At 47.5% G+C, this 12179-nt stretch carries 12 protein-coding genes; 4 read left to right on the forward strand and 8 right to left on the reverse strand.

Annotated features, from left to right (window positions below; translation table 11 throughout):
• Positions 1-145 precede the first annotated feature (145 nt).
• The 6 genes from V8Q34_RS24790 to dapF form a co-directional block, all read right to left on the reverse strand.
• Positions 146-952: a carbohydrate ABC transporter permease gene (locus V8Q34_RS24790; protein WP_033143580.1), complete on the reverse strand. Its 807-nt coding sequence runs from the start codon at positions 950-952 to the stop codon at positions 146-148.
• On the reverse strand, positions 949-1836 hold the full coding sequence (locus V8Q34_RS24795; RefSeq protein WP_103731023.1) for a carbohydrate ABC transporter permease: 888 nt from the start codon (positions 1834-1836) through the stop codon (positions 949-951). The genes V8Q34_RS24790 and V8Q34_RS24795 overlap by 4 nt, the downstream gene beginning before the upstream one ends.
• 157 nt (positions 1837-1993) lie before the next feature.
• Positions 1994-3370, reverse strand: coding sequence for an ABC transporter substrate-binding protein (locus V8Q34_RS24800; RefSeq protein ID WP_033143582.1), 1377 nt, complete (start codon positions 3368-3370; stop codon positions 1994-1996).
• Between the two features lie 214 nt (positions 3371-3584).
• Positions 3585-4517 carry a helix-turn-helix domain-containing protein gene (locus V8Q34_RS24805; RefSeq protein ID WP_033143583.1) on the reverse strand — a complete coding sequence of 311 codons (933 nt, stop codon included), beginning with the start codon at positions 4515-4517 and terminating at the stop codon, positions 3585-3587.
• A gap of 471 nt (positions 4518-4988) precedes the next feature.
• The gene (locus tag V8Q34_RS24810) at positions 4989-5165 is read right to left on the reverse strand and encodes a hypothetical protein (protein ID WP_156120902.1); all 177 of its coding nucleotides are present in this window, start codon (positions 5163-5165) and stop codon (positions 4989-4991) included.
• A 122-nt stretch (positions 5166-5287) separates the two neighbouring features.
• On the reverse strand, positions 5288-6133 hold the full coding sequence (dapF, locus tag V8Q34_RS24815) for a diaminopimelate epimerase (protein WP_033143613.1): 846 nt from the start codon (positions 6131-6133) through the stop codon (positions 5288-5290).
• Between the two features lie 238 nt (positions 6134-6371).
• Here dapF and V8Q34_RS24820 point away from each other — a divergent pair, with 238 nt between their 5' ends.
• The 4 genes from V8Q34_RS24820 (at position 6372) to asnB (ending at position 10743) form a co-directional block, all read left to right on the forward strand.
• A complete protein-coding gene (locus V8Q34_RS24820) occupies positions 6372-7217 on the forward strand; it encodes an AraC family transcriptional regulator (RefSeq protein WP_148393053.1) in 846 nt (281 codons plus the stop codon).
• 94 nt (positions 7218-7311) lie between these two features.
• The gene (locus tag V8Q34_RS24825) at positions 7312-8169 is read left to right on the forward strand and encodes a dipicolinate synthase subunit DpsA (RefSeq protein ID WP_148393054.1); all 858 of its coding nucleotides are present in this window, start codon (positions 7312-7314) and stop codon (positions 8167-8169) included.
• A 17-nt stretch (positions 8170-8186) separates the two neighbouring features.
• Positions 8187-8765, forward strand: coding sequence for a dipicolinate synthase subunit B (locus V8Q34_RS24830; RefSeq protein ID WP_033143586.1), 579 nt, complete (start codon positions 8187-8189; stop codon positions 8763-8765).
• Positions 8766-8892: 127 nt separating this feature from the next.
• Positions 8893-10743, forward strand: coding sequence for an asparagine synthase (glutamine-hydrolyzing) (gene asnB, locus V8Q34_RS24835; protein WP_103731026.1), 1851 nt, complete (start codon positions 8893-8895; stop codon positions 10741-10743).
• A 21-nt stretch (positions 10744-10764) separates the two neighbouring features.
• On the opposite strand, the gene V8Q34_RS24840 is transcribed toward asnB, so the two are convergent.
• Positions 10765-11400: a hypothetical protein gene (locus V8Q34_RS24840; protein WP_335836513.1), complete on the reverse strand. Its 636-nt coding sequence runs from the start codon at positions 11398-11400 to the stop codon at positions 10765-10767.
• On the reverse strand, positions 11397-12077 hold the full coding sequence (tsaA, locus tag V8Q34_RS24845) for a tRNA (N6-threonylcarbamoyladenosine(37)-N6)-methyltransferase TrmO (RefSeq protein ID WP_227210291.1): 681 nt from the start codon (positions 12075-12077) through the stop codon (positions 11397-11399). Before tsaA ends, V8Q34_RS24840 begins: the two co-directional genes overlap by 4 nt.
• Positions 12078-12179 lie beyond the last annotated feature (102 nt).

Raw genomic sequence — 12179 nt, forward strand, 5'->3', positions numbered from 1 at the left:
CCTGTTCGTTATCCGGCGGACAATCCTTTATTTTTTATCTGCCGTATGATTAAAAAATAAGGCGGATATCTCATGAAAACAAAATATCCGCCTGTAAATTACTTATTTTCAACAGCCCGGCACAAGACCGAATACTGTCTCTTTTTTATTTAACAGCACCTGTGATACCTTCGGCAAAGCTCTTCTGCAGACAGAAGAATACAATTGCGGTAGGCAAGGTACAGATAAGTACACCGAGCATCAGCATACCATAATCAACCGTATAACCACCTAACAGGTTGGCTACCAGCATAGGCATGGTGATGGAGCTGTCTGTCTGTAAGATTACCTTTGGCCACAGATAGTTGTTCCATGCGTTCATGAAAGTGATGGTCATGGCTGCCGCATAAGTGGAGCGCATGGTCGGGAAGAACATGCGGAAGAAAATTCCTGTCTCACTCAAACCATCAAGACGTGCTGCCTCGATGATATCATGTGGGAACGAACGCGCGCTCTGCCTGAACAACATGATCAAAAACGGTGTCGATATGGTGGGCAGCATGAAGGCTGCCATGCTGTTAACCATTTTCAAAGTGGAGAACATCTTGAACAAAGGAATCATGATCGCTGCGAAAGGAATCATCATAGCTGTCAGAAGGAGTGTCATAACCACATCCTTGCCTTTGTCATGGTAAATCTCAAAGCCGTAGCCTGCGATGGAACATACCAGCAGAGCCAAAGCTGTAAGGATAACAGCATTTCTGAAGGAGTTCCACATAGCTCTTGCCAGATCCTGATTTGCCAGAAGGGCTTTGAAGTTTTCTGCAACATAACCTCCGGGAATCAGCTTGCCGGCAACTACGTCTGTACTTTTATTTGTTGCTCCGCAGAACATGTAGTACAGCGGAAATACAGATAACAGGGAAACGATCGTCAGGAATACATACTGGAATATTTTTTGGCCTTTATTCATCGTTCATCACCTACTTTCATCTGAATAACTGCCAGAATCGCAACCATGATCAGTACAATGATGGACATTGCAGCCGCATAGCCGAAATTCGGGCTCTGTACAAAGGACGTATTGTATATGTAGTGGGACAGAGTCATTGTTGATTTACCCGGTCCGCCGTTTGTCAGGTTCAGGGACTCATCGAACAACTGCAGTGTACCATTTGTGGACATGATAGTTGTCAGAAGAATCGTTGGTTTCAAAAGCGGTACTGTAATTTTGAAGAAAGACTGTACCGGTGAAGCACCGTCAATCTTGGCAGCCTCGTAAACGGAATATTCAATATTCTGCAGGCCTGACAGATAGAATACCATGTTGTATCCTGTCCATCTCCAGATCAGGGCGATAATGATAACTGCTCTTGCGGTCCATGCATTTGCAAACCACATAATAGGGTTCATGCCAAAGCCTCTTAAGACTGTGTTGATAAAACCATCATTTGCAAACATGGAACGGAAAATCATAGCATAGGATACAAGGGATGTTGCACAGGGAAGGAAAATCGCTGTACGGAACAGTCCTTTGAACCGCAGATGCTTGTTGTTCAGCATAGAAGCCAGTGCCAGCGCCAATACCAGCATGACCGGTACCTGAATGATCAGGTAGAAGAATGTGTTGAACAAACACTGTTTGAATGTAGGGTCTTTCAGAATACGGAGATAGTTCGCAGCACCTCCGAAGGTTAAATTAATACCAATACCTGTCTGCATTGACATAATGAACGCTTTGATCATGGGATAAAAACTCATCCAGCAGATCAGGGCTGTTGCCGGAATCAGGAAGACCCAGCCTGTCACATTATGTTTCTTTTCCAGAGACATCCCTTTTTTATTAGGACCACTCATAAATATGCACCCTCCTTTTCATTTTTAATTGTGAACAGATACAGTGCGCTTTCCGCCTCTGTACCCGATTCAAAAAGGTCTGCCGCTGCTTTTGATGAGCAGCAGCAGACCTTTCATTTCTTAGAAATAAAGAATCAATTCAGGGGTCTGTTATTTATCAGCCGCCCATTGTGAAGTCTACAGTATCCTGAGCTTCCTGAAGTGCGGTTCCGATGTCAATACCCTGCTGTGTGATCTGGGAAAGTGCAACACCGATAGCATCACGAGCGTCATAGTAGAACGGTCCTGTAACGTTGGAAGGTGTCTTTGTAGCAAAATCTACGATCTTAGCATATACTTTGTCATTTGAGAAGAACGGAACTTCCTGATTGTAAACATCAGAATCACCAGCCGGTGCCCATGTTGCCAGAGCGCCCTTAGCGATCAGGTCATCATACAGTTCTGTGCTTCCGCCGAATGTGGATTTCAGGAAATCTACAGCAACGTCCGGTTTCTTACAGTTAGATGTAACTGCCCATGAAGAACCACCGTTGTTGGAGTAGTTGCTTGCTTCGCCAACGCCTTCCATCTTAGGCATGTTTGTAACTGCCCATTTACCGGACTGATCTTCCTGTGCTGTAACAGTAGCCATGATCCAGCATCCGTTGATAACGCCTGCAACGGTACCGTTGTTGATGGATGCAACATACTGATCCCAGTCAGTTACTTCAAGTAATGTGCCGTCTTTTACCATCTGAGAATAAATCTCAACAGCTTTCTTAACAGCTTCATTATCAACGATGTTTGCTTTTCCGTCTTCTGTGAAGCAGGAAGCTCCCACAGACTGGATCATCATCATGATAATATCAGTAGAACCTGCCTGCTGTGTCAGCAGAGGCTGTCCTGTTTTTTCTTTGACAACTTTAGCTTTTTCCATAAAGTCATCCCATGTGATATCTGTAAAGTCATCTACAGTATATCCTGCCTGCTCCAGCATATCTGTTCTGTAGCAGCTGATTGCAGCACCGTTATCAAACGGAACGCCGTAGTTCTTGCCGTCTAAGGTAGAATAAGCTACTTTAGCTTCGGAGAACTGTGTATAGTCAATACCCTTGTCCGTTAAGTCAACGAAGATATCCGGGTAGTTTGTAGCATATTTCTGGAAGGAGTTGTCCTGCATCAGGAAGATGTCAGGTAATGTACTTAAATCACCTGCTGACATAGCAGTTGTCAGTTTTGTCTCGATATCATCTGACTGGATCTCAGTAACTTTAACGTTAAATCCTTCATGATCTTTTGCGTAAATCTCAGCTGCTTTATTGATCGCATAGATGTTGAAGTTCGGGTCCCAGCACCATACGGTCAGGGTATTCTCATCATCTGTAGCTGCTACGGCGTCATCTGCCGCGTCATCTTTTTTCTCGTCTGTTCCGGTAGTCTCTTCCTTTTTGGTATCTCCGCCGGTACTTCCGCTTCCGTCATCTCCGCCTCCGCAGGCTGCAAGTGAAACAACCATCATAGAAGCCAGCATAGCTGCAACAATTTTTTTTCTCATAATAAATGCCTCCCTTTAATTATTAGCATCAAACACATGAATGTACATACGGTCCTATTATTCGACAAATTGTTTGTGTAATATGACCACATTTCCGTTTTTTCACGGTCCAGCATATATGTATATTACATCACTTCGCCGCATATGCCAATAATTTATTTGTCTAATTTGTACATTCCCTATTTTTTTCTGATATTTACCCGTATTCGTGGCCTTACCAGCCCTTTAAAACCGATACATTATAGTTGGAGGGGTTGTCTTCTTTTCCCCTTGCCGCACTTCTCCACTGGTGTGGAGCAGTTCCCACAATCTTCTTGAAGTTACGGATGAATGTGGCGGATGCCTGGAAACCAACCTTAACGGCAATGTCTTCCAGACGTTCATCTGACTTGGCCAGATATTCACAGGCCCGTTCGATCCGCACAAGATTCACATATTCTGCCGGAGAGGTATTCATGTATTCCGTAAACACTCTCCTGAAATGTGTCTCGCTCATATGGCATATCTGTGCCAGCTGTCCTACCTTGATCTCTTCCTGATAATGCTTTTCTATGTAATTCAGAACTGCCAGAATACTGTTCAGGCTTCCGTCATCTATGACCTTAGCCTCCGGCACGCTGTCTGCCGGATTCATTCTGGCTATTTTGAGGAGCAGTGTGAGCAGGCATCCCTGCACGCTCTCCAGATAAAACTCCTCTTTGTTCCGCATCTCATTCAGAATGACACGTACAAGCGCATCGATTTCCGGTGCTTCTTCCCTGCTGGTCAGAAACATGCGGCTGTGAAGCCGTTCAAGCACCGTGTTGGCATACACAGGTTTATCTGCATATACATTCTTTAAAAAACGCTCCGTATCTATAAAAAGGTATTCCCAGCTGTCAAAGACGTCGTCCCTTCCCGTTGTGTGGTGGGGAAAATTCTTGGGGATCACTGTGACAGTGCCTTCCCCGTACCTGACGTCCTCTTTTCCCAGGTGCATGACACCCTCGCCATAACAGCAGTAGCCTATCTCCATATAGTTATGGAAATGCATAGGATCACTTCCATACCTTGTTACCCAGCGTTCGCCCATGAGTGCGATCAGAGGCACACGCTGCGGAATCTCATAATATCGGAATTCCACATATTCTTTTTCTCTCTTCTTCATCTGTAAGCCCTCGTTTCCATAATAAACTCATAACTTTATACTTTAGCTTATCATAGCCCCTTAGGCTTCGTCAAATTTTTAAGAACCTGTTGAAAAAAAACGTACAACTTCCGTTATCACGGACTCTCTCAGACTTTTCTTATAAGAAATTCCCCCTTGTCCAGGATTTTTCTCCGATCCCTGTTGTCAATCGGCCTAATCACCTCGGCTTTTGCCCCTTGGTTTTCATCAATTATACCATCATATATCCGGTTATTTTACTCATAATCGATTCGTTTTTTTGCATTTTCAATCATTTTTAGCAACTTTGCCTCATTGTTTTTGTATCAAATGCCAGGTTTGTTGTAAACTCAGCCCCAAAAAACTGCCCAACAAAGCGGAAAAACCGGCAGTTTTACAGGCAGCGGCAGCAGAACAGACAGAAAGGCTCCCGCTCAGCCTGTATGCTGCGCGGAAGCCTTTCTGCTCTTTTTATTCCTCAGTATCTGTTTTTTCTTTGTTGTCTCTCAAAAAATCATCCATCATCCTTACCAGGTCCAGCTCGCTGAGAAAAGAATATGTCCGATTCTCATATTCCAGAACTCCCTGCCAGGTATGATATTGCTGTGAACTCACAGTCACACGGAAGGTCCTCTCATCCATCTGCATCTTCCTCTCCCTTTGCTGCCAATGAATCCGTTCCTCTTTACACAGATTCATTTTAACGCAGGTACCGCGCAGTGAAAAGCACCGTTTGGACGCATTAACGGGTTTTTACTCAACCTGAGGACCTACGGCTCAAACCGAAGGAAATCCTCGGTCATTTCAACCCGGCACACACTCTGTACACTGCCGGTCATCATCACATGCCAGTCCTCATCGATCTGGATCCAGAGCTTGCCGCCGGGCATGTGTACCATCACATCCGAATCGATCATCCCCAGCTTGTAGGCCACCCCTGCCGCTGCGCAGCTGCTGGTGCCGGAAGCCAGCGTATATCCCACACCCCGCTCAAATATCTCTATCTGAATGTTATTTTTATCCAAAACCTTCATGATCTGTGTATTCACCCGGTCACCAAAGTATGCAGAGCGCTCAGAAAAAGCACCTATTGTGCAGACCTTCTCCCTGGATATCTCCGCCATGGGGATCACACAGTGGGTATTGCCCATGGATGCGCAGGAACAGTCATATTCCTTCTGCCCGAATACCATCTTCTCTCTGAGCGCTTCCCTGGCCTCCCCCGCAAGTCCCGCGTCTTTGCTGGAAAAGGACAGCTTTCCCATATCCGCCTGAATCCGCGTGCCGTCCGCATTGAGAAAACGCACCTGCACTTTCCCGCCTTTTGTCCGGATCGTCAGCCGTTCACTCAAAGTATATCCGGCATCCTTCAGATATTTTGCAAAGATACGGATACCGTTTCCTGCTCTTTTTGCCTCACTGCCGTCCGGATTGAACACACGGACGGCAAATTCTCCATCTTCTATATAAGGGCCTGCCAGAATACCGTCTGAACCAACCCCGAAATTCCTGTCACAGATTTTACGGATTTTATCAGCATCCAGCTCCTCCGTATTTTTCTGACAGTCATATACCAGATAATCATTTCCTATTCCATGATATTTTTCAAATTTCACTGCTCTCTTTCCTTTCCTGCTGCGATGCGTCTGCAGAATCTGACGCGCCATACCCTATTTTATGTCACAGCCCACAGTGCCGTCCCAGATACCTCTGCGGCTCAAAACAATTTTAAGCATCGGTCTTAGAGTCTGTATCTAGTTTATCAGACACTTTTATGTTATAATATAAGCATCGTGTTAAAAACATTGCAAAATATGCTGAACCAAAAAAATCAGCCCACAGGAGGGACCCAAATTGGATTCTTACAGCAAAACCGGTTATCTGAAAGACGATTTCCGCCTTTTTCACATTACCGATGAGGAGGAACACAGCTTTTCCTACCACTATCATGACTTTTATAAAATACTGATCTTCATACGCGGTGATGTCACATATCATATTGAAGGTAAGTCTTTTGACCTGAAGCCCTATGACATTGTCCTTGTAAATGCCGGTGAGATCCACAAACCGGTCATCAACAGCAGATCTGTCTATGAACGCATGATCCTCTATATCTCGCCTGCATTTATGGATGCCTGCCGGGACGGGGCAGATTCCCTGAACCGGTGCTTTGTGCAGGCCCAGACCAGCCGCTCCAATGTACTGCGCGTAGAGCTGTTCAGCCAGAGCCGGCTGTATCAGGTTCTGCAGGAGCTGGAGAAATCCTTTGGCGGGGATGCCTTTGCAGCCGCCCTGTACCAGAAGGCCCTTTTTCTGGAATTTCTGATCCTTTTAAACCGCTTCTCCATGGATGCCTACACAGGCACGTATATAGAAAACAGCCGCTGTAATTCCAAAATCCTTCCTGTGCTGGATTATATCGGAGAACATCTGGCTGAGGACATTTCCATCGACCTGCTGGCGTCCAGGTTCTATATGAGCCGTTATTATCTCATGCACCTGTTCAAACAGGAGACAGGATACAGTGTAGCCAGCTATATCTCTACCAAACGTCTGCTGCGGGCCAGGGCACTGATTCAAAACGGTATGTCCGTCACAGATGCCTGTTACCAGTGCGGATTTAAAAACTATTCTTCCTTTTCCAGAGCTTATAAAAAGCTGTTCCACACTTCCGCCAGAGGGGAACGGAATCCGTCATAAACGGCGTTCCCCTCTGTCCGCCCCCATACCGGGGCACATCTTTTTTTCCTCTTACATATAGTAAATAAGAGTTCAGACATTCAGGAGCCAGGCAATGAGTCACTTAAAATTTGATTTTGCAGTGATCGGGGGAGATATGCGCCAGGTCTACCTGGCAGAGTATCTCCTGGAATGCGGCTGCAGGGTTTGTAAATATGCACTCTGCGCAGATATTCCGGACTCTTCCTGTTATGCTGCCTCCTCTCTTTCGGAAGCAGTTTCTAACGCGGAGACTGTCCTTGCGCCGATTCCCATAAATAAAAGCAAAGAGATTCCCCTGTCCCTTCTGCCGGATATGCTCCGGGAGGGCCAGTCCTTTTTTGCAGGATGCATACCCAGAGACTTTCAGGAAAAAGTTTTTTCAAAAGGAATCTTTGTCTCTGATCTGATGAAGGATGAGATTCTCACAGTAAAAAACAGTATCGCAACCGCTGAGGGTGCCATTGCGGAAGCCATTCAGAAAAGCAGCCGCAATCTACACGGGAGCCGCTGTCTCGTATTGGGATACGGAACCTGCGGAAAAACCTTGGTCTCGTATCTTACAGGCATGTTCTGTCATGTAACTGTATGTGCCAGAAGACCCGGTATACGGGCAGAAGCCGAAACCCTGACAGGAAAGGCCATCGCCCCGGAAGCACTGAAAGAACACGCGGACAGTTTTGATTTTATCTTCAACACGATTCCCGCGCCGATTCTAGACAGGTCACTTTTAAAGAGCCTCCGAAAACAGGCTCTTATTATTGATATCGCTTCTGCTCCCGGCGGCGTGGATTTTGCCGCGGCCAGGGACCTGGGGATATCCGCATATCTCTGCCCGGGACTTCCGGGGAGATATGCCCCTCGTTCCTCCGCCCATGCCATAGCGGAAGCTGTTTTTCGTATATTAAAGGAATTTAATGATATGTCGTCATAAATAAAAGGAGAAGAATTATGTCGTTAAAAGGAAGGAAAGTGGGAGTGGCCTTTACCGGCTCCTTCTGCACATATAAAAAAGTGTTTGATGAATTACAGAAGCTGGCGGACGAAGGCGCCGAAATACAGACCATATTTTCCGATGCCGCCAAAAGTATTGACAGCCGTTTCGGCAATGCGGAGGACTTTGTGGCAAAAGCCCGCAGTATCACAGGCAAAGAGCCCATGCTCACCATCCCCCAGGCGGAACCGATCGGTCCTAAGAGCCTGCTGGATATTCTTGTTATCCTGCCCTGCACAGGCAATACCATAGCCAAACTTGCCAACGGCATCACAGATACACCTGCCCTCATGGCAGCCAAGGCACATCTCAGAAACGATAAACCGCTGCTCATATCCATCTCCACCAATGACGCGCTGGGAATGAATATGAAAAATATCGGCTTGCTTTTGAATGCCAAGAATATCTATTTTGTTCCCTTTGGCCAGGATAACCCGGAAAAAAAGCCCAACTCCATGATTGCCCGCACAGAACTTCTCATACCTTCTATTGAGGCAGCTTTAAACGGAAAACAATATCAGCCGGTTATACAGTAAATAACCGCTGCTGCCGCAAATCGCAGCCTGATCATTTATCCGGCGGGGCTTTTTCTGCACGGCTGTGAATAGTAACCGGCCGTGGGGTAAATGTCCTGCCGGGCCAATAGCAGAAAGGGGAATTATCATGTGTGGAATTGCAGGATTTTGTAATCCGAAAAGAAATTTTTCTGAGGAGAAAGGGAAATGGAATCACATTCTGGACAAAATGAACCAAACGCAGAAACGCCGGGGGCCTGATGACCAGGGAACTTACCTGGACAGCGGCTGCGGCCTATCCCACGTAAGACTGGAGATCATCGACCTTGTCACAGGCCATCAGCCCATGGTACAAAAAAACGCCTCCGGGACATACGCCATTGTCTACAATGGTGAGATCTATAACATGCCTGAACTGAAAAAAGAGCTGGAAAAGGAAGGTGTTGTCTTTCAGACCACCAGCGATACAGAAGTGATCCTCCATGGTTTTATGCTGCACGGGGAGGAATATATCAAGAAACTAAACGGAATTTTTGCCATAGCTCTCTGGGATTCCGGTAAAAAACAACTTCGCCTTATCCGGGACCGTCTGGGAGTCAAACCCCTCTTCTATACCTGGGCTGACACAACACTTGTATTCTCCTCAGAGCTCAAAGGGCTGTTCGCTTATCCGGGCGTAACACCCGAACTGGACCGGGACGGACTGTGCGAGGTATTCGCTCTGGGGCCTGCCAAAAGCTATGGAAAGGGCGTCTTCAAAGGGATTCAGGAGATTCTTCCCGGGCACTGCCTGACCCTGGGCAAAGACGGCGTCTCTGAACATGCGTACTGGAAACTGGAAAGCCGCCCCCATACGGATTCTTTTGAAAAGACAGTGGAAAAGACAGCCTGGCTTGTGGAGGATGCCGTGAAAAAGCAGATGCTCTCCGATATTCCCATAAGTACCTTCCTCTCCGGCGGAGTGGACAGCAGCCTGGTCACATCCATCTGCGCCAGGGAACTGAAAAAACAGGGGAAAGTTCTGAATACCTTTTCCTTTGATTTCAAAGACAACAATAAATACTTCAAATCCAACGCCTTCCAGCCCAGCCAGGACCGCCCCTGGGTGGAAAAAATGGCAGAGTATGCAGGTACAAACCACCGTTTTCTGGAATGTGACAATAAGGCGCAGGTGGATTGTCTGTTCAAGGCTGTAGATGCCAGAGATCTGCCCTGTATGGCGGATGTGGAATCCTCCATGCTCTATTTCTGTTCCCAGGTAGTAGAGCACAACAAAGTGACCCTTACAGGGGAATGCGCGGATGAGATTTTCGGAGGATATCCGTGGTTCCATAAAAAGGAAGCGTTTGAAGGTGATCATTTCCCCTGGTCCACGAGCATGGAGCCAAGAAAAATCCTGCTTTCTGATGACTTTGCCGATTCTCTCGGCATGGAGGAATACGCCCATGCAGCCTATGAAAAGACCATCCGGGAAACCCCTGTTCTGCCCGGTGAGGATGCCCATGAAAAACGCCGCCGGGAAATCTCCTATCTGAACCTGCGGTGGTTCATGGTGACTCTTCTGGACCGTATGGACCGCACCAGCATGTACTCCGGCCTGGAAGCCAGGGTTCCGTTTGCAGACCATCGGATCGTGGAATATGTCTTCAATGTCCCCTGGAGCATGAAATGCCCGGACGGTATCGTCAAAGGCCTGCTCCGCCACGCCGGGGAAGGTCATCTCCCCAGAGAGATTCTCTGGCGAAAAAAGAGCCCATATCCAAAAACCTATGACCCAGCTTACGAAAAGCTCCTGGGTGACCGCTTAAAAGAAGTTCTGGCTGACCCCAATGCTCCCGTCCGGCAGATTCTGGACACGAAAAAGGTTCATGCTTTTCTGGAAAGTCCCTCAGACTACGGAAAACCTTTCTATGGCCAGCTCATGGCAGGCCCGCAGATGCTGGCCTACATGCTGCAGGTGAATTACTGGCTGGAAAAATATAAAATCCGTATTTTATAAATATGCAGGCGCGGCAGATGTTCAAAAAGGCTGGGAATGTCTCTCCCTGTCATTCTCCAGCCAGTCTACCGCATCCTGCCAGTCCTCAAAAATGCAGCCACCCAGCCTCCGTTTCAGACATGAAAAATAAGTGCTGATATTGGCAATACCGCCTCTCTCTCCCGGCAATGTCATGGACGGCCTGACCGGGAAACGGCCCAGTATGCCGCAGTAAGTCCTGTTTCTGAATACAGGATTACGGCTGCTGTGGAGAATGGGATTCCTTTTACGCCTTCCGAGTCCTTCCTGCTCCAGAAGGAAAAAATAGATTTCCAGGGCCTTCTGTACAAGCTGCGGACCGTAATACACACCGTAGGAACAGGAGACCGGCTTCTGGTCATACATATCCAAAAGTACACACATGTATATGCCGCCGTCTTTCTTTGTACCGTATTTTCCGATTCCCACGCTCAAACGTTCCCCCGGCCTGTCTGCCCACAGCTTTCCCTGAATCAGATTGGGAATGGGAAGAGCGATCTGCCGCTGCCCATAGGTGACCGGTGCGGGAATAAGAGTGCCGCTGGACAGCTCATCATCGTTTTTTTGATATACAAGCTCCTGTGGCAGATCTTCATATTCATACAGATGCAGAACCTTGTCAATGCCCAGAAGTGTCATATCTCCGGCACCACCTCACAGACAGTGAGACACCCGTCCCTGACGGTAAATCGGACCTCCAGACCCGCAAACCCGAATCCGTAGACGCGCTTTGGATCATTTTGATATGCAGGTCTCGGGTCATTTGCCAGAACGCCTCTAAGGGCTGTTCTCTTGCTTTCCGGCACCTTTTCCTCCAGCTCCTCCGGAAACTCTACCTCCAGCCTGTCCTCCTTGTGCCTGGAGGCAAATCCGCCTTCCGCTTCCGGGTGGCTGTCAGCGTGGGGAATATACGGCTTGATATCCAGAATGGGGGTCTTGTCCATTAAATCCGCCCCTGTCACATGGAGTACGGGGCCATATTCCGGATGTATTTCAATCTCTTCCAGACAGACACAGGACAGGCCTATGGGGTTCGGGCGGAAGGGGGAACGCGTGGCAAACACGCCTTTTCTCGTATTGCCTCCCAGTCTTGGCGGACGCACCATAGGCGACCAGGTATCCCTGGCTGATTCGGAAAACTCCCAAATAAGCCAGATATGAGAAAATTCCTCCAATCCCCGGAATGCGTCGGGATTTCTGTACTTTGGCTCAAATATAATGGTTCCGGCAAGCTCTTTCACCAGGCCGCTCTGGCGGGGAATGCCGAATTTTGTGGGAAAATCTGTATGGATGCAGGCGATTCTGTTTATCTTCATGAACTTCTCTCCGTTTCTTCCTTTGTCCTGCTGCCTTTTGCCAAACACGCTCCGGACCGGCCGCAGGGATAATAACTCAAGTACAGAATACAGCAGTTTGCG

Source organism: Blautia sp. JLR.GB0024 (assembly GCF_037000545.1).
In the GTDB taxonomy this organism is placed as follows: Bacteria; Bacillota; Clostridia; order Lachnospirales; family Lachnospiraceae; genus Blautia; species Blautia celeris.